The following is a 24,077-nucleotide window of genomic DNA, read 5'->3' on the forward strand; positions in this document are numbered from 1 at the left end:
CCATGCAGGGGAGGCTGGCAATCAATCCCTCATATCGAGTCCAGATATCGTTACTTGCAAACTAATTCAACCTCTTCTCGACGTGTGCAAGTGAGCCAATGAAAGAAAATATAGCGGCACTGATACGCAAGCTAATTTCTCCTTCTTTACGATTCGAGATAAGAAAAGCGGTTTCCTGGCTACGAGACATATTGAGTCGGGCCTGTTTCTGGCGCTGGGAAATCGTCAGATTCAAGCTGCGGGAAAATAGCCCCTTCCACGTCATCTATGTCGGCAGGAAAGCCCAGCGCGAATTCGCGAAAGTGCTCATGGGAGCCGATTCCGCTGCCTCCGATACCCCACTGAATTCAGACCCGTCAAGCCAGGCGGTGCTGGTCAGTGAAATGCCGACCCCGGGCGCATTGTGTGTGCCTCAATATTTGAGTGCCGTTGTGCCGCTCAGCCGATCGATCGACGAGATCACCGCGCGATACAACACCGAACTACGGCGAAACCTGCGCAAGAACCGTCTGCGCTATCGCATGCAGCAGGCGTTGAACGACGACGAAATCGAGAGCGCCGATCTGCAGATGCTGCAGCCCTACGCCAAGGCCAGGCATGGCGCAGCCGCCTCTCAGATCGAAACCCATGAGGTTCGACGGGTGGCGAAAAACGCCGGGCGCCTTGATCTGGTGCTGCTCGAAGACGAAGTGGTCGCCTGCCATCTGGGGTGCGTGATTACCCGCGCCGGCAAGCGCTACTGGAGCACCATCCGTTTTGGCTACCCTGAGACCGTGTATTCAGACGCCAAGAAACTGCGCGAAATAAACTCGATCACCACATTCATGGCGCTGGAATGGGCGCTGGAAAACGGTTTTGACTATTACGACATCGGCACTTGCCTGGCGCGCCCGGACGATGGGCTTCTTGAGTGGAAAAGAAGACGCGGCGGGGACGTCGATACCCTGGGTAACTACGGATATATGTTTGTAAGACTGCCCAAGACCGGTGCTGCGCAATTTCTCTGGGAGACCCCGCTGTTTGCTGTGGAAGGTAAAAAACTGACCCTTCATTTAGGGCTGCCCGACGGGCCGAGTGATGACGAGATCGCGAGCCGCTACCGTGAAATGGGTTTTGGTGGACTGTCCAAAATATATCTCCACTGTGCGCGCAAACCGCAAGAGTCAGTGCTCGAAACCCTGCGTGGCCGCTACAGCCATCTGAAGACTGCCCCAATCATGGAGTGCGTTATATCCGCCTGAATGGATTTCGGATTTAAACGAGTACAGCTTCAAGTGTCGGATATAAGCACTAATTCTGTATAAGCACATTAGAGTGGACGTTCATATGTCGGATATAGAAGCAGTGGCGAGTGGCGGTCCCGCGAAGTGGAGCCTGGCTGCCTATAAACACATGTTGAAGACGCGACTGACGCGAAAGCCTTCATTGTTGCTGCAAAATGTCGCCGTCAAGTCCTGGGAAATTGCCCCGGGCGAGACGGCCATCGCTCCACCCGCCTTTTACCTGCCTAACCAGCTGGAGCGCGTGACGGGTTGGGCCGGGGACCTCTTTTATCCCTTCGAACATCCCCGCCGCACAATGGAAGGTATCGGCCGTGTTGAACACGGACCTACCCGTGGCTACCTGCTCAAGGACGCCTGGTTGATTGATGGCGCGCTCTACAAGGGCAATGCCAAATCCTGGTTGTCGCCGCGATCGGGATGGTTGCCCAGGATTCGTGTGGAAAACGAAATTGACCGTGGAGCGCTGTATTGCACGGCGGGTGGCAATAAATGGTTCGGCTCCTGGTTGATGGATGATTGCATCACCTACCCATTGGCCTGCGAGGAAGGCGTGCCGGTGACCACGGCCACCTCGGACAAACTGGTCTCTACCTCCCGCCACGGCATCCTGCATGCCCCCGGTTATGAGGACTGGCTGGGGATGAAGCCGGTTCGTTTACGCAATGCGTTTTTCCGTGAACTGGTGATCTTTGACGACCTCAGCCAGAACCGCCACAAACACCTGCGCTTCCGGGAAATGGGCGATAAATTGCTGTCCCACGTCAACGCCAGTTCTCACCCCGGAGTGTTCATTCTGCGCGGTGACAAGGGCGAGTTGCGCTTATTGCGCAATGAACTGGAACTGGCGGAACGCCTGCGCGACCGCCGGGGCTTTCGCATCATCGATCCGGCCAAATCCGATGTACCGACCATTGTCGCGGCCTGCGCCGGGGCCAGAACCGTGGTGGGGATCGAGGGCAGTCATCTGATCCATGGCGTCAACGTCCTGCAGCCGGGTGGTTCGCTGCTGGTTTTGCAGCCGCCTAACCGGTTCCTCTGCTTTTTCAAATACCTGACGGATCGCGACCAGCAGAACTTCGGTTTTGTGGTGGGGACCGAAGAGGGCAACGGTTTCAGTATCGACGCCGATGAGGTCGAGCGAACCCTGGACCTGTTCCCGGCAACCGCTTAATGAGGCTGGCCAGCAAAGCTGGCCACGCCCATCGATAACAGCCCCCGAAACCCGAGATCGCCCCGGTCCTCAAATCCGGCTAATAGGCATGTTTGCCAGAGAAGGCCAGCACAGTGCGCGCCAGAATGGTGAAGTCGAGCCACAGCGACCAGTTGTTGATGTATTCGATGTCCGAATCAACCCGCCGGATCATCTGCTCGATATCCCTGGTTTCACCGCGAAAGCCCCGTACCTGAGCCAGGCCTGTGATGCCGGGCTTGATGTTGTGACGGGCAAAGTAGTCCGAGATGTCGGGCGAGTACTGCGCGTCGTGCGCAATAGCGTGCGGCCGCGGACCCACCAGCGACATTTCCCCCATCAAGACGTTGAACAACTGTGGCAGCTCATCCAGGCTGGTTTTGCGGATAAAGGCGCCCACCCTGGTTTTGCGTGGATCGTTCTTTTCAGCCTGCTTGACGACACCGTCATCCGGCTGATGGACAACCATGCTCCTGAATTTCCAGATACGGAAGGAATCGCCACTCCAGCCCATGCGTTCCTGGCGAAAGAACACAGGCCCCGGACTGTCGAGCTTGATCGCAATGGCGACCAACGCCAGTACCGGCGCCGCCACTAACAGGATGAGGAAGGCCAGGACCTTGTCCTCGAGGTTCTTCATGAACAGGCGCATGCCCATCAATGGCGTTTCAGACAACGTCAGCACGGGAATCCCGGCAATTTCCCGAACGCTGTGATTGATCAGGCGCAGCGAGAAAATATCAGGCACCCAGTTAACGGAGATGTGCTTGTCGAACAGCTTCAGGTAAACGTCCTTGATCACGTGCGAACCATCCAGCGGTGTCACGAAATACACGGTACGAATGGAATGTTGCACGACCAACTCATCCAGGTCGGAGATATGGCCCAGGATCGTCAAGCGTTGCGCGCTCTTGGAGCCGTCCTTGCCTTGGTCATCGCTGCCGCCGATCAGCACGGAGCCGACCACCCGTTCACCCAGCCAGGGGTTGTTGCTGATTTTCTGGTGCAGGAAGTTGGCCAGCTCGCCCGTGCCGATGATCAGCGCGTTTTCCCGTTGAGCGGGGTGAGCCAGGAATTTCTTCTGTAGCTCGCGGGTGGCCAGGTGCAACAGCAGTTGAGCGAAGTAGCCAATCACGAACAACTCGCCCACCAACAGGCGCGAATATTGTTCGCTGGTTTTGGTTAGAAAGGCCATGGCGACCAGAAAACAAAAAGCGGCGGTCCATGCCTTGAGCAGCTTGAAAGCTTTGACGGCGAATCCGACGTTGCTTCGGTAAATCGCATAATGGTCGTAGACGACGGCCAGGGCCCCAAGCAGTAGCAGGACCATGATGACATAGGCCTGCGAGATGTAGCCGATGTGATAGTTGATCAAATACCACGCGACGCCGGTCACGGCGAGACCATCGAGACCGGCCTGAATAACGATACTGGTGCTGCTTCTTCGCTGGAGTACGGAACGGCTAGTGTTAGGCTCAAATATCATATTTAGACCTCATTGCTGCCCCCCATCGCGCTGACTGATAACGCGACTCAGACCAAAACTGCTCTCGTTAGAGAGCGTTCGCGTGCGCGTCATCACAAGCATCCCCCGCTCGTGGTACGCCACCTTCCATCCCGATTGCAGACCTGGGGCAGAATGTGACAACGCGTGGTATCACTTTAGCAGTACGCTGGAATCCTTCACGGAATCGTCGCAGTTTTCTAACACTCATTTACGTGTTGTTCAGGCGGCGGGTCGACGTTGCTTATCGGTCAGTCACGATGCCGGCCGCCGCCAAGGCGTGTGCTCGGGATTGACGGGGTTTTGCGGGGAGAGTCGGGGCGATCAGCGCCCGGTGCCGTTCGTCGAATGACCGGCGGAGGCGGGGGCCATGGCCCCCGTTGTAACATTTTCGTTTTTGCAAGCCGTTCTCAGTCGTTCATGCCGTCTTCAATGGCGATGCCTTGCGCACGCATTTGCTTGATCAGTTCAGCACGGGTGCCGGGCAGGTTGAGCATGGTTTTGGCACGCAACGCCGCCACTTCTTCGGCGCTGTAGGGCTGGTAATCATCCGGCGTGCTTTTGCCCGCCAGGCCGTCTTTGCGCATCAACCAGTTGAGCAAGTCCGCCAGCTGCGCATTGTTCAGCGCCGACTGCGACATGCCCGGCACACGCACCAGAAACTCGCGGCCACCGGGGACTTTCAGGAAGTTACCGACAAAGCCCGCCATGCGCGGCGTGTCATTGGCCGCCGAACCCATGCCGTTGCCTAAGTGACAGCCGGCACATTGCAACTGGTAATTGACGCCGACGCTGTAACCGGCCTCGGCGATGGGCTTTTGCGGTTCTTCGTTGCCCGGTGCGTGACGCTGCGCCGGGTTGGGAATGGCGCGGGCATACACCTGCGGGGTGATCAGTAGGCAGGCCAGGCCCAGGGAAAGCAACATACGCATGACATGTACCTTTTGCGGGTGGCAGGTCTTAACAAAAAAAAACAGCAGAGACAAAAACAAAAAAACCGCCGATTGCCAGGCAACCGGCGGTAACGCGCGTGTCAGACCGCCACGCCGCGGATGATCGAAACGGTGCAGTGGTAGATGTGCGATTTGGCGGCCAGGCACCAGTTCACATCGTTGTTGTTGAACGGGCGGTAGGCCGGTTCTTCACTGTCGTTACGGGTACAGGCGCACTGGGCGCAGCTTTGCTTACCGCAGCAGTCGTTGTACGAAATGATGTAGTCCTTGCCGTCGGCCGGGTTGCGGCAGGTGCCGATCCAGGTCACTTGCGAGGCTTCGGTACCCGGTGGGCAGGAGGTCACCGAACCACCGCAGCAGCTGCACAGAAAGCCGTCGATGGAGCAGTAGCGCCAGTAGTCGCAGCTGTTCGGATCACCGGGGTCGCCGGCTTTCGGGTCGGTGGCGGCCAGTGCCTTGCTGGTGCGATCCAGTGGCAGCAGCAGGGGCAGGGCGGCACCGGCCACCATCAGCGAGCCCATGCGCGACAGCAATTTGCGGCGTGAGGTGGTGTCGGCGACACGGCGAGTCGAGCGCTCGAACAACAGATCCAGCAGTTTCATAAACGTCTCCCTGCCTTATCAGTGGCTATGGCCGTGGCTGTGGTCGTGATCATGGGTATGAGGTTGGGCATTGAGGTACTGCTGCAAAGTGGCGTGCTTGAGGTGCTCGACTTCGAACAGGCTGTCCAGGTGCTCGCGGGAGTTGACCAGGCCTTTGGCGCGCAGGGTGCCTGCCTTGTCGATCAGTGCAGCGTAGGGCAGCTTGCCGATCTGGTAAGTCATGCCGACTTCCGGGCCGACCACGTAGGTGGCGTCTTCGAGCTTGTGTTCGCGGATCAGTGCTTGCTGGGCGTCCATGTCGCCATCGCTGATGAACACCACGTCGAGGGTACCGGCCTGTTCCCTGGCGATGGATTTGATCGCCGGCAGCAGCGACTTGCAGATCGGGCAGGTCGGCGAGAGGAAGAACAACAGTTGCGATTTTTCACCGGCATAGCCGAAGTTCACCGGGCGGCCTTTGCGGTCGGTGGCGGTCACTTGCGGCGCGGCTTCGTTGACGGCCACGCCTTTGTCGACCATCAGTGCACCGGCCGGGGCCAGACGACCGTGCAGCACGCCAATCTGACGAACCAGGCCCATGACGACGAACGCCACGGCCACCAGCAGAACCCAGAGCAGAACGTTGGAAACAATCAAGCCTTCCATTGGATCACCTACCAATCAATTTGAGCAGAAGAGGGGAATTCGCCAGCAAGCCATCGGCTGCGGCGTAGATGAGCAACGCGACAGCCGCCGCGGCAACCGTGACAAAACCATCGAATAGCGTCATGTCGCGGGCAATCGGCGCGACGCTGGCCAGCAGCGCCAGCACCACCAGCACGCTGTTGCGCAGCAGCAGGACCGGGCGCAGCGGTTGCGCCTGATCCGGGCCGGCACAGCCACAGTCGATGTCGCGACGACCGCGCCACAGGTTGATGCCAATGGCTGCGGCATACAGCGCCAACAGACCGGCCGCGTTCAACGCGGCCCAGCCACGGCTGACCGGCACCAGCAGCGCGAAGGCGATGGCCAGTTCCAGCAGCGGGATCAATCGGGCGACCGGGCGCACCAGCGAATCGGGCAGCAGTTGGTAGTCCGCCAACTGTCTGGCGAAGCGTGCCGGCGCTCGCACCTTGTGGGTCGCGGCACTGGCCAGCAACACCGCGATGGCGACGGCGCTGGCAATGATGAAGATCGGATCTGAGTGCATGGCCGAACCTCTTAGTAGCTCATGACCTGAGTCGCGGTTTTTGCGACTTTTGCCATGCTGCCGGTGTGCTGGTTGGTCTTGAGATCGAAAATCTGCAAGCCGCCTTCAACGTCGGCACCCAGCAGCAACGGTTTGTCGTCGCCGGTGGCTTGCATGCTCCACACCGGTGCCGGTGCTTCCAGGGTCGCGATCTTCTTCTGGGTCTTGAGGTCGTAGGCCCAGATGAAGGTGCTCGGGTCTTCCCACTTCATCGGTTCGTGGGCGTCATGCATCAGCACGTACAAACGGTTCAGCTTCGGCGCGACCGCCATCAACTGCCAGCCGCCCGGCGCCCAACCGGCCTTCTTCTCGGCATCGGTGACCAGCGACCAGCTCGGCAGGATCTTCGGCGTGTCGCCGGAGAAATCCACCGCGCGCACGGTGCCGGTGGTGGTGGTGAAGTAGTAGGTGTCGCCGACGTTGACCGCGCGCTCCACCAGTTTTTCCGCGTTGGGGTCGAAGAACGGCGTGCGATTGCGCGCGGTTTCCTGGCCCTGGTCGTTGAGGGTCACCACCTGCAGGCTGCCGTCGCCGCACAGCGAGGCGAAGCGGCGCTTGCCGATCGGGTAGTTGAGTACGCAACCCGGAATCGCGATTTCCGTGGCGACGGCCTTGGTCTGGGTGTCGACCACGGTCACCGACGTCGACGGGGTGAAGTTGTAGACGTAGACAAAACGGTCATCGCCGCTGGTCTTCAGGCCGTAGCGCTGGGTCAGCGACTCGGCCCGCTTGTTCGGAATCAGCACTTCCCAGGCAGGCGACAGGGTCGAGCTGTCCCACGCCGTCAGCACGTCGGTGCGGGTGCCCCGGGTGCCACGGGAGTACCAGATGTCGGCGCTGTAGATCAGTTTGCCGTCATGGCTCAGGGCCGAAGGTGCGGCGAAACCGGTCGGCACCATGCCCAGTATGCGTTTCTGGTCCGGGTCGACCACGGTGATGCGGCCGGCGACGAAGCTGTCGAACTCGACATCGACGACGAACGCCCGGTGTGCTTCAGCGGGGAACGGCAAAACGGTCTGACCGATCGTGTCGGCGGGCAGGTCCGCACGGGCACTGTTCAAACCGAGTACAAGCAGGCTCAGGCCTAGCGCTGACTGTACGGAGATCCTGTTTGTTCGCATAAGGGGAACTTCCTGAATTGTTGGTAACGCGGATCGCGGGTGAGTGGGCAGATTCTGACGATTGAATAGTGCCTCGCCCGGCAACCCCGGGAATTGCCCTGCCTGCCAAGTGTTTGTGTATCTGTGCCAGTGTCACGGACGCGCCACAAAACCGGGGTATGCGATCCCCTTCACTACAGGGTTTGTGCGTCAGGCGAGGGGGAGGGAGAAGGTAAACACCGCGCCACAAGGCGCCTGGTTCTGCGCCCAGATGTCGCCCCGGTGCCGGCCGATGATGTTTTTGCACAGCGCCAGGCCAATGCCATTGCCGCTGACCTTGGACGAGAAGAAACCGTCGAACAGCTTTTCCTGCGCCTGGGCCTGAATCCCGCGTCCGCAGTCTTCGATGCGCACCAGCGCCATGCCCTTGTCGGCGCTGGCGTGGATGCGCAGCAAACGCCGCTCCAGCGGCAGATCGGCCATCTCTTCAATCGCATTGAAAGCCAGGTTGAGGATCACCTGACCGATCAGCACCTTCTCGCAACTCACCCGTAGCGGCTCGGGCGAGGTCACGACGTCCACGCGTACCAGGCTCGGGTCGGCGCGCAGGCTGATGAAATATTGGGTCTCGCGCAGCAGTTCGTTGAGGTCGATCAGCTCTTCGCTCTGCTCCAGCTTGACCACGTAATCGCGCACGCTCTTGATGATCACCGAGGCATGCTCGATCTGCCGCACCGCGCTCTGCAAGCCCCAGGCGACGCCTTCGTCGGCGTCGGCGGCTTTGCCCAGGCGAATCACCGCGCCTTCGATGAAGTTGCGGGTGGCGGCCAGGGGTTGGCTCAACTCATGGGCGATCGCCACGGCCATCTCACCCATGGCGTTGTAGCGCGCCAGGTACTCGAGTTTTTGCTCGCTGACCCGTCGTGCTTCTTCGGCCTGCACTTGCTCGGTGACATCGCGGAACAACAGCAGGTGGCCGACCAGATCGTCTTCGATTTCGATAAAGCGGCAGGTCGCATCGTGCCAGCGCCACTCGCCGTCACGCCGTTGCACTTGATAGTGCACGCTGAAGGGCGCGTTGTCCGGCGTGACGTTGGCCAGTTGCTGCAGCAGTCGCTGACGCGAAGGGTCGTCGCACCAGGCCAGGAAATTCTTGCCGAGCAAGCTGTGCACGTCGCTGTTGAGCAAGTGCGCGGCGGAGTCGCTGAGAAAGCGGATGTCCCCCTCGGGCCCGAGCACCGCCACGCCTTCGGCCAGGTCCTGCATAAAGGCTTTGAGTCGGCTTTCGAAGCGCTTGAGATCGCGCTTGACTTTGTCCTCCCTGGAGATGTCGCGGAACTGCACCATCAGCACATCGCGACCTTCCAGGTGCACCAGGGTCGCCACCGCCTCGGACAGAATCTCCACCCCTTGCTTGGAGCGATAGCACCACTCGATGGCGCGCTGGCCGGTGCGGGCGGCGCCTTCGAGCCAGCGCAAACCCACCGAGCGCCGGTATTTCGGTGCATCGCGGGTCATGTCCGGCGCCTTCAGCGGGGTCAGTTCCTCCAGGGTAAAACCCAGCGCCGCCAGGGCGGCCGCATTGGCCCAGAGAATCTCCTTGGTGTGCGCATCGTGAAGAATGATGCACAGCGGCATGGCTTCGATCAGCGCATAAAAGTCGTTCGGTTTTGGCAAATACATCACACAGCCCTTGGCGGCAGAGGGTTCTGATCGGTGAGGTCAGCAGTATGGCTTTTTATACCGTCTCGCGCCCATGGATGCGCTCAGAGGTAACCGGTGTCGGCCTAGGGGTTTTCTTTAGTCGGGGGGCTGCACGCACCAATAGTTGCGCCGGGGTGGGGTTTTTACACTGGACCGCAATGCAAGGGTGAACACGCCGATCCCCTGTAGGAGCGAGCCTGCTCGCGATGGCCGTCAACGATGACGCTTGAAACCTGACACCCCGTGGTGCTCTCGGGTTCATCGCGAGCAGGCTCGCTCCTACGGAGCAGCTGTCGCCCTGCCAACAATAAGCAAAAACGGAGAAAGCCCATGCTGCGTTCAGCGGTCGCGCAACAAGACGCTCTGCCAGGCGTTGACCAGAATATCGTCGAGAGCCCTGCCTTTGCGCAGGTGCTGGAAGAAGTGCGTCAGCGTCGCAGCGAATTCGACAGCCTCTCCCACGTGCCAAGGGACATGATCGAGCGCTTCAAGCAGGTGGGCATCTACCGCGCCGCCACGCCGAAATGCTACGGCGGCGACGCCCTGGCGCCGGCACTGTTCCTGCAAATGATCGAACGCATCTCCGAAGCCGACGGCTCCGCCGGCTGGGTCGCCAGCTTTGGCAGTGCCGGCGTCTACCTCGCCGCATTGCCACCAGAAACCCTGGCTGAAATCTATGCCGACAGCCCGGACCTGGTGTTCGCCGGCGGCCTGTTCCCGCTGCAACCCGCCGAGGCGGTAGAGGGCGGTTGGCAGGTCAACGGTACCTGGAAATTCGCCAGCGGCTGCAAGGGCGCAGACTTGCTCGGTGTGGGTATCGGCGCGGCAGGCGGCAAGCCGCGCACCGCCGTATTCCGTCCGGACCAGGTCGACATCGTCGAGAACTGGGACGTGGTCGGCCTCAAAGGCACCGGCAGCCATGACCTGCGGGTGACCGACAAGCGCATTGATGAGCGCTGGACCTTCATCCGTGGCGGTGCCGCGACCATCGACGAGCCGTTGTTCCGCTACCCATCGATTGCCTATGCCGCGCAAGTACTGGCGGTGGTCAACCTGGGCCTGGCCCGTGCCGCCCTCGATGAAGTCAGCCGCATGGCCGGCGGCGGTGGCATTACCGGCGCTCCGAAACTGGCCGACCGCGCTTATGTACGCATCGAGATCGCCAAGGCCGAAGCCAAACTCAGCGCCGCGCGCGGTTTCTTTTACGGTGCCACCGAACAGGTTTGGCAATCGATCCTGGCCGGCAACCCGGTCACGCCCGAGCAGACCAGCCTGCTGCGCCTGTCGGCGATCCATGTTTCCCAGGCCGGGGCCGACGTAGTGCAAAGCGCCTACAGCCTGGCCGGCACCACCGCCATTTACCTGCGCCATCCGCTGCAACGCTACCTGCGCGACTCGATGGTGGTGACACAGCACGCCTTCCTCAGTGAAGGGCTGTACGACGGCGCCGGCTCGGTGTTCCTCGGCGTGCCGCCGTTCCCGGGCTACATCTGAACCCTTTTTTCAGCGCTCTCCATTTCAAGGATCAAACCCCATGACCCAGACCACTCAAGAACCCTTGCGCGTCGTCTTCTGCATTGGCATCACCCAGAACTTTTTCGACCTGCCCACCGGCGAAGGCCTGAGCGTGTGGAAAGGCTTCAGCCAGATGATGGGCTCCCTGGGCGCGATGCCGGGCATCACCGTGCTCGGCGCCATGGATGACGATCGCCTGATGGTCGGCCCGTCCACCACCTCGCCCTGGACCGTGTACATCATGGCCGACGTCGACTGCCACCAGTCGGTGATCGACGCCTGCAACCTGTTCCGCACCACACCGGTCGGCGAATACAGCCTGTGGCGCTACGCCAAGGTCGAAGCGCGCATCGGTCGTCCGCTGACCATTCCCGACGCGGCCAGGGTGTAAGCCATGGACGAGGCCTTGCTGCAGCGTCTGGCGACGCTCGAAGGGGAAAGCGCGGTGCGTCGCTTGATGGCGCGCTACATGGACCTGTGCGATGTGCCGAGGGCGGTGACTCAGGTCAGCGAGTTGGCCCGGTTGTTCACGGTCGATGCGATCTGGGAAGGCGTTGGCAGCGCCACCGCGCAGATGTTTGGCCAGCACCAGGGTCGTGAAGCCGTGGCCGCATTCGTCGGCGGTTACCTGCCACCGTCGGCGCACTTCCGGCTCAACCTGCATTACCTCACCAGCGAGTCGATTGTGGTCGACGGCGGCACGGCGCAAGGGCAGTGGATCATGCAGCAGATTTCCACCTACGCCGATGGCCGCAGCGAGTTGTTCGGCACCCGGCTGAACATCGATTTCCGCTGTGTCGACGGTGTTTGGCTGATCGCGCATTTCCGTACGCAACGACTGTTCAACAGGGAGCTGAGTGCATGAGTACGTTCATCAGCGAATTCCTCCTCGGCGGCAGCGGCAAACGCGTGGCCATCAAGGATTCCATCGACATCGCCGGCCATCCGACCCGTTCGGGCAGCCGTGCGTTCGCCGATGCACCCGCCGCGACGAAAAACGCCGAGGTGGTCGACGCCATTCTCGCAGCCGGCTGGCAGATCGTCGGCAAAACCAACCTGCACGAACTGGCCTTTGGCGTCACCGGCATCAACGACTGGACCGGTACGCCGATCAACCCGCAAGCCCCTGACCGGGTGCCGGGCGGATCTTCCAGCGGTTCGGCTTCAGCGGTCGCGGCGGGCCAGGCGGACATCGCCATTGGCACCGACACCGGTGGTTCGGTGCGGGTGCCGGCGGCGTGTTGCGGGGTGGCCGGGCTCAAGCCGACTTATGGTCGTGTCAGCCGTGTCGGTGCGCATCCGCTGGAATCGAGCCTCGATTGCATCGGGCCGTTCGCCAGGCGCATGGACGACCTGATCGCGGCGATGCAGGTGATCTGCCCGGGCTTTGAAGCGCAGAGCTTGCCAAACGCCAGTGCAAAGGTCGCTTTCCTGGAAGTGGGCTGCGATCCGCACCTGCAAGCCAGCCTCGGTGCCGCCGCCGACCGCGCCGGATGGCGTCGCGGCAACCTGCGCCTGAGCGAATTCGAAGCCGCGTTCGCGGCCGGCCTGACCGTGATCAATTTTGAAAACTGGGCCGCGTTCGGTCATCTCACCGGCAAGGGTCTGATCGGCGCGGATGTGGAAACCCGTTTGCTGGCCGCCAGCCGCACCACTCGCGAAGAACTGGCCCATGCCGAAGCCGTGCGCACGCGCTTCACGCAACAGGTGGACGCCGCGCTGGAAGACTTTGCAGTGCTGTTGTTGCCAACGCTGCCAACCCTGCCGCCGACCCTCGGCGAAGCCCGCGCCGGCAGCAAGGCCGTGGCCGGCATGACGCCGCTGGTACGGCCTTTCAACCTCAGTGGCCATCCGGCGCTGACGGTGCCGGTGGAACTCGATTGCGGCGGGCTGAAAGTCGGCCTGCAAATCGTTGGCCGCAAAGGTCAGGACGAACTCGTCTGCGCCTTCGGTGCGCAACTGCAAGCCTCTACCAATCAATCATAAAAAGAAGCCATGAGGAGAACCGCATGAGCACTCATGAATACCGGCTGATCGCATCGACGAAAAGCCCGGAAGACCTGGTCCAGCACGACCGCGTCGATGTCTCGCTGTACAACGACCCGGCGCTGTTCGAAGCCGAGCTGGAGAAGATTTTCTACCGCACCTGGGTGTGGGTCGCCCACGAAAGCGAAGTGCGCAACGCCGGTGACTTCAAGGCCGCCACCATCGGCCGTCGCCCGGTGATTGTCGTGCGCGACAAGAAAAACACCATCAACGTGCTGGAAAACCGTTGCCGGCATCGCGGCGCCACCGTGTGCGAGAAGCACAAGGGCAACGCCACCGGTTTCACCTGCCCGTACCACAGCTGGTCCTACGGCCTGGACGGCAAGCTGCGTGCGCTGCCGTATCCGGATGGTTATGAAGGCATCCTGGAAAAATCCGAACTGCCGCTGACTCGCCTGCGCGTCGAGAGCTACGCCGGCATGATCTTCGCCAGCTACAACGACGAGATCGAACCGCTGGAAGACTTCCTCGGCGGCGCCAAACACTGGATGGACCTGTTCATGAAGCAGGGCGCCGGTTACCCGATCAAGACCCAGGGCGAACACAAGTTCAGCTTCAAGGGCAACTGGAAGATCCAGCTGGAAAACACCACCGACGGCTACCACTTCCCGATCGTGCACAAGTCGTTCATGTCCTCGGTGGATGAAGAAACCTCGGAAATGCTCTCGTTCATGACCGACGAGCAAGCCGTCACCCACTCCCTGGGCAACGGTCACAGCGTGATGGTGATGGTGCCGGAGCACGTCGACCTCGATCACGACGACGGCACCGAGCAATTGCAGGAGCGTTTCGCCCACGTCACCGAGGAGCTGTCGAAAACCCTGCCGCCCGAGCAGGTACGTCGCATCGTGCGCTCGCTGCACGGCGCCGGGTTCAACCTGAACCTGTTCCCCAACGTGGCGATGTCGATGTCGTTCTTCCGCGTGCTGCGCCCGGTGTCGGTGACGGAAACCGAGATCCGCCATGTCGCCCTCGGCATGGACGGCGGCCCGGAAATCGCCAACCGCGAACGCATGCGTATTCATGAACACTTCCAGGGCCCGTTCGGTTTCGGCAGCCCCGACGATGCCGAGGCCTGGGACCGCGTGCAGCGCGGCTCGTATGCCGGTGTCGACGCGCCGATCCTGGTCAACCGCGGCCTCAATCGCGAAATCACCGCTGAAAACGGCGACAAGGTCAGCCACGCCACCGACGAAGGCGGGATGCGCGGTGCCTACGACATGTGGAAAAGGATGATGAGCCAATGAGCAATCACGACACCCTGAACGGTTTTTCCGGCCCGCTGGCCCAGGCCATCGAATTCATCTGGCGCGAGGCCGAACTGCTCGACCACAAAAACTATGCCGAGTGGGCGACCTTGTGGAGCAAAAGCGGCAAGTACATCGTGCCGATCGACCCTGACACCGAGGACTTCGAAGCGACCCTCAACTACGCCTACGACGATGCGCGCATGCGTGACTTGCGCATCGAACGCCTGACCGCCGGCTACTCGCCGTCAGCGGTGGACGCGGCAAAAACCATCCGCACGGTCTCGCGTTTCCGTCTGGTGGAAGCGGCCGGCGACATCGTCGAAGTCAACTCGGCGCAGTTGCTGTACGCCTACAAACGCGGCGTGCACACACCGTTCGTGGCCGACCTGAACCACCGTATCCGTTTCACCGATGGCGTGCCGACCCTGGAGCGCAAAGTGGTGCGGCTGATCAACTCCACCGACAGCCTGAGCGCGCTCGGCTTCCTTTTGTGAGGGCAACAGCATGAGTCGAGTAGCCCTTGTAACGGGTGCCTCGCGCGGACTGGGCGAATGCATCGCCCGCCGTCTGCATGGGGCGGGGTATCGTGTCGCGCTGGCCGATGTGCGCCTCGACGGCGTGCAGCAACTGGCCGCCGAGCTGGACGGCAGCGGCGCCACGGCCGTAGCCATCGAACTGGACGTGCGCAGCAAGGCGGATTTTCAGCGGGCCCGTGACCTGCTCGCCGAGCGTTGGGGCGGCACCGACATTCTGGTGAACAACGCTGGCGTGTCGAAAGTCGCGGCGCTGATGGACATCACGCCGGATGAGTTCGACGAGTCGATGGCGATCAACCTGCGCGGCACTTTTGTGGCCTGCCAGGTATTCGGTGCGCATTTCGCCGAGCGTGGCTTTGGCCGCATCGTCAACATCGCCAGCCTCGCCGGGCAGAACGGCGGCACGGCCACCGGCGCGCACTATGCGGCGGCCAAGGGTGGCGTGGCGACGTTGACCAAGGTCTTCGCCCGCGAACTGGCACCGCAAGGGGTGACGGTCAACAGCATCTCGCCCGGTCCCCTGGACTTGCCGGTGGTGCGCGAAACCGTGGCCCCGGAGCGCCTGGAACAGATCCTGAAAATGATCCCGGCCGGCACCCTCGGCGACCCTGCGTACATCGCCGACAGCGTCCTGCTGTTGATCGCCGATCACGCAACCTCCGTAACCGGCGCGTGCTGGGACATCAACGGCGGCTTGTTCATGCGTTAAGCAGCAGGAAAATCCCTCCCTGTAGGGGCGAGCGTGGTCGTCAACGATGACGCTGGAAATCGGACACCCCGTGGCGACCTCAGGTTCATCGTCGGAACGCCGCCCGGAGCAGGCTCGCTCCTACAGGGGGGATCGGCCCAAGCCGCAGTGTTAAATCAAAACAACAGAATTCAGGTGACCCAATGATGAAGGTGAAGATCGAAAGGATCGTCGACGAAGCGCTGGATATCCGTTCCTTTCGCCTCGTGCGCAGTGACGGCCAGCCGCTCGACACCTATGAGCCGGGTGCCCACGTCGACCTGACCGGGCCGACCGGAGTGACCCGCCAGTATTCCCTGTGCAGCCCGCCGCAGGACCGCCGTGCCTACCTGGTGGCGGTGAAGAAAGAGCCGCAATCGCGTGGGGGTTCGCTGGCGCTGCACGAACAGGTCGAAGAGGGCATGGAGCTGGAGATGGGCGCGCCGCGCAACCTGTTCCGTCTCGACCCGGGCGCCACCGAGCATGTGTTGTTCGCCGCCGGAATCGGCGTCACGCCGCTGCTGAGCATGGCTTATCGGCTGGCGGAAAGCGGCCAGCCATACCGCCTGCATTACTTCGCCCGTTCGGCGCAGTACGCGGCGTTCAGCGAATTGCTGGCGACGAATTTTGCCGACCACGTGGAATTCCACTATGGCGTCGAACCAGCGGATCTGGACGCCGCGCTGAGCGAGTGCCTGGACCGCGCCGGCAATGCCGCCCATGTCTACACCTGTGGCCCGGCGCCGTTCATGAACAAAGTGGTGGAAGTGGCGGCGCGCAGCCGTGCGGATGACGCCATTCACCTGGAGCACTTCGCGGCGGACCCGGCAGCCAACAGCGCCCCGGCCGGCAGCTTCGAAGTGGAACTGGCCAGCTCCGGCGTGGTACTGCAAGTACCGGCCAATACCAGCCTGGTCGATGTGTTGCAGGCCCATGGTTGCGACATCGACACCGAGTGCCGCGAAGGCCTCTGCGGCACCTGCATCGTCGACGTGCTCGACGGCGTGCCGGAGCACCGTGACAACTGCCTGTCGAACAAGGAAAAGGCTTCCAACAAGCAGATTTGCGCCTGTGTTTCCCGGGCACTTTCCGCTCGTCTGGTATTGGACATCTAAGCGCTTTCTTCACTGGAAAGCAGACGCCGGAGCCTGTTGAATGGCGTCCGGCGACCTTCGAGGGAGGCGAGGGCAGGAAGACGAAACAGGTTCACCGAGCCGCTCGACGAAGCGGCCGGCAATAACAACAAAAACGTGAGGCTTTGCGGACATGACTACAGCATCGGCGGTGCGAAATGGGGCGTTCGAAAGTTGGTTGAGCCAGGTGAACCAGGCCTGTGGGCGCTTCGATGCCCGCGCGCTGGACACCGATTTTTATGGCGAGCTGGCGGAGTTTCGTAGCGGTGCGATCAAGCTCAGCGTCGTCGACATGGCGCACGTGCACCTGTATCGCACCAGCAAGGATGTCAGTCTCAGCAGCGACGGGCACTATTACGCAGTGTTCCAGATGCGTGGCAGCTCGCAGCTGGAGCAGGGCGACAACCGCGCGCAACTGGGCTGCGGCGACATCGCCCTGATCGACGCCTGCCGTCCGAGCGACATGACCTACAACGAGGACTCCCGACAGCTGTCGCTGATCCTGCCGCGTCAGGTGGTTGAGCGCGGCTCGCACTTCACGGCGGTCAATTGCGCCACGCGCATCGCCGCCAACAATCCCCTGGCCGCGATGGCCAACAAGCTGGTACTGGAGACCCGCCAGCAGGAAGGGCTGGACATGCAGGAAAGCGAAGCCGTACTCGACGCCCTGGCCAGCCTGCTGCTGCCGGGGATCAGCGCCCGTGACAGCGGCAGCGATGCCCATGAGCGGCAGTTTCGCAAGATCATCGCCTTTATCGACCAGCACATCAGCGACGAAGAACTCTGTCCGGAACTGATTGCCCGCGAGGTGGGGGTTTCGGTGCGCGGCTTGTACCGCATGTTCTCCAAGCGCGGCCTGGTGGTGGCGCAGTACATCAAGCACCGACGCCTGGACTTCTGCGCGGAAAACCTGCGTCGCAGTGATGTCGATCAGAAACTGTCGGCACTGTGTTACGCCTGGGGTTTCTCCGACTCCAGCTACTTTTCCTCGGCCTTCAAATCACGCTTCGGCGTGTCGCCGGGGGCTTATCGCAAGCGGTATAGCCAGAACTGACATCCGCCATTGATGTTGGATGGTCCGACCCCATCGCGAGCAGGCTCGCTCCCACATTTTCTTTGTGGTCACAAATGCCCTGTGGGAGCTGGCTTGCCAGCGATGGCGGTGTGTCAGGCAGCATCAAAGTTGGATCTGCCGGCCTCATCGCGGGCAAGCCACGCTCCCACAGTTTTTGGCGTTCACGAATCCCGTGTATCCCCTGTGGGAGCTGGCCTGTCGGGTCGCCGCATCGCAGCGATGGCGGCCTGGCAGTTGTACCTCAGTGCCGAACCGGCTCATCCACCGGCAAATGCAGCACTTCGCGCACCAGCATGGCGATGCTGGTCACGCCCATCTTTTCCTTGATCTTGGTGCGGTGCACATCGACGGTTTTCACGCTGATGTTCAGCTCCCGGGCAATCACCTTGCTGGCCTTGCCATCGATCACCAACATCAACACTTCACGCTCGCGACTGGTCAGCAGCGCCAGCTTGCCTTGCAGGTTCCGGCGCTGCTCCTGATCGGCCTGGGCGTGCACGGCGGTCTTCAGCGCCGCCTGGATGCGGTCGATCATCTGCTGCGGGTTGTAGGGCTTCTCGACGAAGTCCAGCGCGCCGTTCTTCATCGCCGTCACCGACATCGGAATGTCACCATGGGCCGAGACGAAGATGGTCGGCAGGGTGCTGCCGCGCTGGTTGAGGATTTCCTGCAGCTGAAAACCGCTGGTTTCCGGCATGCGCACATCCAGCACCAGGCAGGCCGGCTGCTTGGGATCGTACTGGTTGAGGAACTCGTCGGCGCCGGCAAAGCACTGCGCCTGCACGCTGACCGACTCCAGCAACCAGGCCAGCGAAGTGCGCAGGTCTTTGTCGTCGTCAACGATGTAAACAATCGGTTTGCGGGTTTCCATCAGGGGCTGCCACGAGAATTTCTAATTATTGTTTTCGCACGCGAGCACGCGCGGCGCACATCGGCTCATCTTTTTTGGAGCCAGTGTGCAGAATACCCACTGTCACCGGCCATGACGATAAAGAAACCACCTAGTCGACTAGCGGAAAGCCAACCTCGGCATGGGGATCGTCAGAATGGTTGCGCCGCGAGCGGGGCCTTAGTCTTGTTCCATCACCTACGGGCCGCGCAATGGCGGTCCTCCTGAAGGAAGGGGCATCGACATGGCCGACCTGAGCCAGCAGCAAATCGACTTTCGCAACGCCATGGCGCAGTTGCCTGCGGCGGTGAACATCATCACCACCAATGGCCCCGGCGGTCGTTGCGGCATCACCGCCAGTGCCGTGTGCTCGGTGACGGATTCGCCACCCACCGTGCTGGTGTGCGTCAACCGCAACAGCGCCACCCACGATGTGTTCCGCACCAACGGCCACTTGTGCATCAACGTGCTGTGCGGTGAACAGGAAGAGCTGGCCCGCCACTTCGCCGGCATGACCAAAGTGCCCATGGCCGAGCGTTTCGCCTGGGACCTGTGGGACGACGGCGCCGCCGATGTGCCGGTGCTGCGCGATGCCCTGGTGCAGCTGGAAGGGCGAATCAGCGAGTGCAAGGAAGTGGGCTCGCACTCGGTGATGTTCGTTGAGCTGACGAAGGTGGGCGTACGGGAACCACGCGACAGCCTGGTGTATTTCAACCGCCTGTTTCATCGCGTGGAGCATGCCGGGGCGCATTGCTGATCGACCGGATGGGGGGCCGCTTCGCAGCCCAGCGCGACGGTGCGGGGTTCCGACGAGCTCCCTCGCCACAAATGCGTCTGCTTGAGGGATGTGTTTAACGGCTGTAGGTGTTACTTGGTGAAAGCTACAGCGGCTTGCGGCATTGCCTACAGGTACGCCAGTATCCGCCGGCTTGGGCGCTTTGGGACTGGGCTCTATCGTTTTCCGGTCACTGAATAAAACAGTGATCGGGTTTGGTAGCCCTTAGTACGGCGCGCAACGCCAAAGCAGGCAGACGCTGGTTCAGGTCGCTGAAATATATGGTGGTCATGCGCAGGGCCTCCTTGGGGGCGCCGGTTCCAGTACTCCGGTCTACCAACCTGTGTATGGCCACCACCTTCGTTTGGTAGCGAGAGTGATGGCTCCCATTTAGCAAGTACTGGAGCTGCACTATGTTCAAGGTCACACCCAATCCCCCGGATACCGATCCGACATCACCGAACCCTCACGACCCCACCGACCGCATCCCCTCAGCCGCCGACATCCGCGCCACCCCGCGCAAACTCTGCACGACATTCATCGTCAACCCGGAACTCGATCTGGAAACCTTGCTGGCCCACGCCTGTGATTCGCTGGCGTCGGCCAATGTCATGACCATGGATCTGGCGGACCGGACGGAAGGCAGGAACCGCAACACCCTGCTGGGCATTGCGCAAGTCATCAACCTGGGGGAACTGGTGGTGAATCGGGCACTGGATCAGCTCGACCCACCGGAACCTGCGCCCCACAGCTGATCCCTGTGGGAGCGGGCTTGCCCGCGATGGCGGACGGTCAGTCGCCGGTGATGTTGAATATGACGGTCTCATCGCGAGCAGGCTCACTCCCACAATGATCTTCAGTGAACGCAAAATATGTGCGCTGCTGAAATCAAATGTGGGAGTGAGCCTGCTCGCGATGGCGGTGTATCAGGCCTGCAAATATTCCCGAGCCAATCGACAAGCCCGTTCGATCAGCATCGGCGCCATTTCAATCGCCGTCGGTGTGCCCTGGCGGGTATGAATCCAGCCCAGGTAGGTGGTACCACGCAGCATCAGAAACAGCGCCAGGGTCTGGCGATCCGCCTCGGTCAGCGGCTTGACCGCGTGGTAGCCGGCCAGCAGTGCCGCTTTGATCTGCTCAAAACGCGGATCGTCCAGGCAGAAGTACAAAGCCGTGGCCAGTTCGAACATGTGCCAGCCGAATCCGGCATCGTCGAAGTCGATCAAGCGTAGACGCGGGCCTTCGATCAGCAGATTCTCGGGCACCAGATCGGCGTGGATCATGCTGAAGTTGCCCAGGTGCCGACCATAGCGGCGCAAGTCCGTGCGCGCCGTGCGCCGGGCCTGTAGCAATAAGTCGCGCTGGGCCTCGCTCAGTTGTTCCAGCTCCCAGAAGCGCCCCCAGAACGGGGTGGCGCCGATCAAACCTTCCTCATCCCAGGCATGCCGCACGAACTCGTCCGGCTGCTGCCACTGGGCCGCATGCAGATGAATGCGCGCGGCCAGCGCACCCGCCTCATTGAACAGAAAATCGATTTCGGTATCGGCCTGCACCCCGGCCTCCGAAGTGCCGGCGGTGGCGCCGGGCAACCAGGCGAGCATGTCGACGTGGCGGTCGCCGAGCTCCTGGTGAGTGACTTCGATCAGGTGGCTTTCATTCTGCGTGCGGATGATCTGCGGCACGGTGATGCCGGCACTGGCCAGTGCTTCCATCCATTGCAGTTCGGAGCGCAGCGCCGCTTCGCCGTGATAGCCATTGCGGTGGATGCGCAAGGCCACTCGCTGGCCGTCATGGCGGCGCGCGGAGAACACCGCGTTCTCGCGGAATTTGACCAGTTCAATGTCGGCGAACTGGCCGTCCCAGTGCTGCAGGGCATGGCGCGCCAGGTCGTGCAGCCGGGCGACTTGCTGGTCATGGTTCAGAGCATGGAAATCAGTCATGGCAGGGCCTCAAATCGCGCTCAGGGCGTGGTCCAGGGTGTCGACGAAGAGGTCGGCGTGTTCGCGGTTGAACACCAACGGCGGGCGTAGCTTGAGGATGTTGTCGCCGGCGCCGATCTTGCTGATCAGCACACCGTTGTCGCGCATGTCGTTGACCACCTTGCGCGCTTCGAGCCCGGCGGGCTCCTTGCTGGCGTGGTCGCCCACCAGCTCCATGGCGAAGAACAGGCCCTTGCCGCGCACATCGCCAATGATCGAGTGCCTGGCCGCCAGCGCGTGCAAGCGTTGCTGCACGTAAGCGCCGACGCTTTGCGCGTTGTGCAGCAGTTGCAGGTGTTCAATCTCGTCCAGCACCGCCATGCCGACCGCCGCCGCCACCGGGGAACCGCCGAAAGTGTTGAAGTACATCGCGCTGCGCCCGAACGACTCCACCAGCGCCTTGCGGGTGATCAGTCCCGCCAGCGGGTAGCCGTTGCCCATCGGTTTGCCCAGGGTGACGATGTCCGGCACTACGCCGTGGGCCTGATGCCCCCACAGATGATCGCCGGTGCGACCGAAACCGGACTGCACTTCATCGGCGATGAACAATCCGCCTGCGGCGCGGATCAACGCCGCTGCCTTGTTGACGAAGCTGGCCGGCACCCGTGGCAGGCCCTCGTTGGCGAACAGGGTGTCGATCAACAGCGCCGCGGGACGAATGCCCCGGGCCTGCATCGAGGCAATGGCGGCGGCGATATTGGCCGCGTATTGCTCGGCCAGTTGCGATTCGGTGGTGCCGGCCGGCGCGTGGTACAGGCACGGAATCGGCACCGCCCGCGCATGGCTGGCGAAGGGTTCCGGCGAGGGCAGGGCGGTGGTCACTTCGGCCAGTGACGCGGAGTTGCCGTGGTAGTTGTAGTCACTGACGATGAGGCCGGTGCCGCCGCTGGCGAAACGCGCCAGGCGCAGCGCCAGTTCATTGGCTTCGCTGCCGGTGCAGGTGAACATCGCGGTGTCCAGCGGCTCGGCGAAGGTCGCGGTCAGGCGCTCGGCGTAGCGCACCACGTGCTCATCCAGGTAACGGGTGTGGATGTTCAACGTGCTGGCCTGCCGGTGCATGGCCTCGACCACACGGGGGTTGCAGTGACCCACGCACGGCACATTGTTGTACACGTCGAGATAGCGCCGACCGTCGACGTCGAACAGCCAGACGCCTTCACCGCGTACCAGGTGCAAGGGCTTGTCGTAGAACAGTGGTGAGGCGCTGCCGAGGACGCGATGGCGGCGTTGCAGCAGGGTGTCTTCAGGCATGGTCCGGAACCTCGACGGCGTGGGTGCGGCGGGTGCGCAGCAGGAAGTTGAGCAGGCACAGGGTGAAGGTCGCCGCGAGAGCGATCAGCATCATTGTGTCCAGTTGGAAGCAGGCGGCGATCACCACCAGGGTCAGGGCCAGGCCCAGCCAGGCGACCACGGTGCCGCCGGCAAGAGTGAACGGACGGGGCAGGTCGGGCTGGCTGCGTTTGATGCGCAGGTAGGCGGCAAAAATGAACAGGTAGCAAACGTTGAGCAGCAACACCACCGCGAGCATCACCGTGGCCGGATCGATAGCGGACAACGGCAGGCCGATGGCGCCGATCAGCAGCAGCGCCGGGTAGGGCGTGCCGCGTTTGCCGGTCTTGCCCAGCCACTGCGGGAACAACCCATCGCGGGCCATGGCAAACAGTTGCCGGGAGGCGGCGTAAATCAACGAGAAGAACGTGGCGATCAGGCCGAACACGGCACCGCAGCCAATCACCTTGGCCAGCCATGAGCCGTCACCGAAGGCATTGCTGCTGGACATCGCCGCGTACAGCGGATCGCCCGCGCTGCCCACCGTTTCAACGCCACCGGCGCCGGGGGCGCAGACCAGCACCACCAAAGCTGTCACCAACAGAGTGCCCACCGCTGCGAGGATGCCGCGGGGCATGCTGCGCCCCGGATTGTCGGCTTCTTCGGCCGCCGAGCCGGTTTGTTCAACGGTGATGAACAACCAGATGGCGAAGGGCACACAGGCGAAAATGCCGCCCAGGCTAATCGCCGGTCCGGCATTGACTGGCATCTTCAGTAGGTTGGCCAGTTCGACATGGGGTGCCATGGCCACGCCGAAGGTCAGCAAGGCAACGACCGCGATGACACCGGCAATGAAGGTCAGGCCCATGGCCTCGCCGACGCCCCGCAGGTGGAAACCGATGATCACCGCGAACAAGGCGATCTTCACCGGCCAGCCACCGAGGCCGAAGATCGACTCGGTATAGGCACAAATGAAGGTGGCTGCCGCACCGGTGCCGATGGTCAACGCCAGCGCGCACGCCACGCCGACCAGGTAACCCACGAACGGCCCGAAAGCACTTTGCGCATAGACGAATACACCGCCGGCGCTGGGCAGCGCGGTGGACAATTCCGCCACGCACAGCGCCAGTCCACCGCACAGCAGTGCCATCAACAAGGTGGCGATCAGCATGTTCAGCCAGCCGCCGGCCATCAGTCCGAAGTTCCAGCCGGAAAACTGCCCGGCCACCACCAACGCAATTCCAAGGCCGGCAATCTTGGGCCAGCCCAAAGCACTTTTCTTAAGCACACAAGTCTCCCGCGACCCGAAGGCCGATTTAT

24 protein-coding genes are annotated in these 24,077 nt (G+C 62.0%); 13 read left to right on the forward strand and 11 right to left on the reverse strand.

The window, feature by feature from the left end:
- Nucleotides 1-98 precede the first annotated feature (98 nt).
- Together F7R06_RS14890 and F7R06_RS14895 are read left to right on the forward strand one after the other, a co-directional pair.
- Nucleotides 99-1,241, forward strand: a complete 1,143-nt coding sequence (locus F7R06_RS14890; protein WP_090319833.1) for a hypothetical protein — start codon at nt 99-101, stop codon at nt 1,239-1,241.
- 85 nt (nt 1,242-1,326) lie between these two features.
- Nucleotides 1,327-2,454: a glycosyltransferase 61 family protein gene (locus F7R06_RS14895; RefSeq protein WP_090319836.1), complete on the forward strand. Its 1,128-nt coding sequence runs from the start codon at nt 1,327-1,329 to the stop codon at nt 2,452-2,454.
- A gap of 79 nt (nt 2,455-2,533) precedes the next feature.
- Here the strand turns inward: F7R06_RS14895 and F7R06_RS14900 are convergent, their stop codons facing one another.
- The 7 genes from F7R06_RS14900 to F7R06_RS14930 all read right to left on the reverse strand — a co-directional run bounded on the left by F7R06_RS14900 (nt 2,534) and on the right by F7R06_RS14930 (nt 9,542).
- Nucleotides 2,534-3,958, reverse strand: coding sequence for an undecaprenyl-phosphate glucose phosphotransferase (locus tag F7R06_RS14900; protein WP_090319839.1), 1,425 nt, complete (start codon nt 3,956-3,958; stop codon nt 2,534-2,536).
- Nucleotides 3,959-4,386: 428 nt separating this feature from the next.
- Nucleotides 4,387-4,908, reverse strand: coding sequence for a cytochrome C (locus F7R06_RS14905; protein WP_090319841.1), 522 nt, complete (start codon nt 4,906-4,908; stop codon nt 4,387-4,389).
- 101 nt (nt 4,909-5,009) lie between these two features.
- Nucleotides 5,010-5,531 carry a methylamine dehydrogenase light chain gene (locus F7R06_RS14910; RefSeq protein WP_027620621.1) on the reverse strand — a complete coding sequence of 174 codons (522 nt, stop codon included), beginning with the start codon at nt 5,529-5,531 and terminating at the stop codon, nt 5,010-5,012.
- Between the two features lie 18 nt (nt 5,532-5,549).
- Nucleotides 5,550-6,176: a methylamine dehydrogenase accessory protein MauD gene (gene mauD / locus F7R06_RS14915; RefSeq protein ID WP_090319844.1), complete on the reverse strand. Its 627-nt coding sequence runs from the start codon at nt 6,174-6,176 to the stop codon at nt 5,550-5,552.
- A gap of 4 nt (nt 6,177-6,180) precedes the next feature.
- Nucleotides 6,181-6,720 carry a MauE/DoxX family redox-associated membrane protein gene (locus F7R06_RS14920; protein WP_090319847.1) on the reverse strand — a complete coding sequence of 180 codons (540 nt, stop codon included), beginning with the start codon at nt 6,718-6,720 and terminating at the stop codon, nt 6,181-6,183.
- 11 nt (nt 6,721-6,731) lie between these two features.
- Entirely contained in the window at nt 6,732-7,880 is a 1,149-nt protein-coding gene (locus F7R06_RS14925) for an amine dehydrogenase large subunit (RefSeq protein WP_090319851.1), read from the reverse strand.
- A 189-nt stretch (nt 7,881-8,069) separates the two neighbouring features.
- Nucleotides 8,070-9,542: a sensor histidine kinase gene (locus F7R06_RS14930; protein ID WP_090319854.1), complete on the reverse strand. Its 1,473-nt coding sequence runs from the start codon at nt 9,540-9,542 to the stop codon at nt 8,070-8,072.
- Between the two features lie 351 nt (nt 9,543-9,893).
- Here F7R06_RS14930 and F7R06_RS14940 point away from each other — a divergent pair, with 351 nt between their 5' ends.
- The 9 genes from F7R06_RS14940 to feaR all read left to right on the forward strand — a co-directional run bounded on the left by F7R06_RS14940 (nt 9,894) and on the right by feaR (nt 17,824).
- The gene (locus F7R06_RS14940; RefSeq protein ID WP_090319857.1) at nt 9,894-11,057 is read left to right on the forward strand and encodes an acyl-CoA dehydrogenase family protein; all 1,164 of its coding nucleotides are present in this window, start codon (nt 9,894-9,896) and stop codon (nt 11,055-11,057) included.
- Nucleotides 11,058-11,097: 40 nt separating this feature from the next.
- Nucleotides 11,098-11,469 (forward strand): hypothetical protein, encoded by a 372-nt coding sequence (locus F7R06_RS14945; protein WP_090319860.1) that lies wholly within the window; start codon nt 11,098-11,100, stop codon nt 11,467-11,469.
- A gap of 3 nt (nt 11,470-11,472) precedes the next feature.
- A complete protein-coding gene (locus F7R06_RS14950) occupies nt 11,473-11,943 on the forward strand; it encodes a nuclear transport factor 2 family protein (protein ID WP_090319862.1) in 471 nt (156 codons plus the stop codon).
- On the forward strand, nt 11,940-13,064 hold the full coding sequence (locus tag F7R06_RS14955) for an amidase (RefSeq protein WP_090319865.1): 1,125 nt from the start codon (nt 11,940-11,942) through the stop codon (nt 13,062-13,064). Before F7R06_RS14950 ends, F7R06_RS14955 begins: the two co-directional genes overlap by 4 nt.
- A 23-nt stretch (nt 13,065-13,087) precedes the next feature.
- Nucleotides 13,088-14,371: an aromatic ring-hydroxylating oxygenase subunit alpha gene (locus tag F7R06_RS14960; protein WP_090319868.1), complete on the forward strand. Its 1,284-nt coding sequence runs from the start codon at nt 13,088-13,090 to the stop codon at nt 14,369-14,371.
- The gene (locus F7R06_RS14965; protein ID WP_090319871.1) at nt 14,368-14,868 is read left to right on the forward strand and encodes an aromatic-ring-hydroxylating dioxygenase subunit beta; all 501 of its coding nucleotides are present in this window, start codon (nt 14,368-14,370) and stop codon (nt 14,866-14,868) included. The genes F7R06_RS14960 and F7R06_RS14965 overlap by 4 nt, the downstream gene beginning before the upstream one ends.
- Before the next feature lie 10 nt (nt 14,869-14,878).
- Nucleotides 14,879-15,619, forward strand: a complete 741-nt coding sequence (locus F7R06_RS14970) for an SDR family NAD(P)-dependent oxidoreductase (protein ID WP_090319876.1) — start codon at nt 14,879-14,881, stop codon at nt 15,617-15,619.
- A gap of 182 nt (nt 15,620-15,801) precedes the next feature.
- The gene (locus tag F7R06_RS14975; protein WP_090319879.1) at nt 15,802-16,752 is read left to right on the forward strand and encodes a PDR/VanB family oxidoreductase; all 951 of its coding nucleotides are present in this window, start codon (nt 15,802-15,804) and stop codon (nt 16,750-16,752) included.
- A 151-nt stretch (nt 16,753-16,903) separates the two neighbouring features.
- Nucleotides 16,904-17,824, forward strand: coding sequence for a transcriptional regulator FeaR (gene feaR / locus F7R06_RS14980; protein WP_090319882.1), 921 nt, complete (start codon nt 16,904-16,906; stop codon nt 17,822-17,824).
- Between the two features lie 262 nt (nt 17,825-18,086).
- Here the strand turns inward: feaR and F7R06_RS14985 are convergent, their stop codons facing one another.
- Nucleotides 18,087-18,716: a response regulator transcription factor gene (locus tag F7R06_RS14985; protein WP_090319885.1), complete on the reverse strand. Its 630-nt coding sequence runs from the start codon at nt 18,714-18,716 to the stop codon at nt 18,087-18,089.
- Nucleotides 18,717-18,978: 262 nt separating this feature from the next.
- Between F7R06_RS14985 and hpaC the strand changes: the two genes are divergently transcribed.
- The gene (gene hpaC, locus F7R06_RS14990; RefSeq protein WP_090319887.1) at nt 18,979-19,491 is read left to right on the forward strand and encodes a 4-hydroxyphenylacetate 3-monooxygenase, reductase component; all 513 of its coding nucleotides are present in this window, start codon (nt 18,979-18,981) and stop codon (nt 19,489-19,491) included.
- A gap of 431 nt (nt 19,492-19,922) precedes the next feature.
- Nucleotides 19,923-20,264: a DUF6124 family protein gene (locus F7R06_RS14995; RefSeq protein ID WP_090319892.1), complete on the forward strand. Its 342-nt coding sequence runs from the start codon at nt 19,923-19,925 to the stop codon at nt 20,262-20,264.
- Nucleotides 20,265-20,435: 171 nt separating this feature from the next.
- On the opposite strand, the gene F7R06_RS15000 is transcribed toward F7R06_RS14995, so the two are convergent.
- Genes F7R06_RS15000 through F7R06_RS15010 form a run of 3 tightly spaced genes read right to left on the reverse strand, consistent with a single transcriptional unit; the run spans nt 20,436 to nt 24,045 of the window.
- On the reverse strand, nt 20,436-21,449 hold the full coding sequence (locus F7R06_RS15000) for a phosphotransferase enzyme family protein (RefSeq protein WP_090319895.1): 1,014 nt from the start codon (nt 21,447-21,449) through the stop codon (nt 20,436-20,438).
- Between the two features lie 9 nt (nt 21,450-21,458).
- On the reverse strand, nt 21,459-22,739 hold the full coding sequence (locus F7R06_RS15005) for an aspartate aminotransferase family protein (protein ID WP_090319898.1): 1,281 nt from the start codon (nt 22,737-22,739) through the stop codon (nt 21,459-21,461).
- Nucleotides 22,732-24,045, reverse strand: coding sequence for an amino acid permease (locus F7R06_RS15010; RefSeq protein WP_090319901.1), 1,314 nt, complete (start codon nt 24,043-24,045; stop codon nt 22,732-22,734). The genes F7R06_RS15005 and F7R06_RS15010 overlap by 8 nt, the downstream gene beginning before the upstream one ends.
- Nucleotides 24,046-24,077: the final 32 nt, after the last annotated feature.

The organism is Pseudomonas moorei, assembly GCF_008801475.1.
In the GTDB taxonomy this organism is placed as follows: Bacteria; Pseudomonadota; Gammaproteobacteria; order Pseudomonadales; family Pseudomonadaceae; genus Aquipseudomonas; species Aquipseudomonas moorei.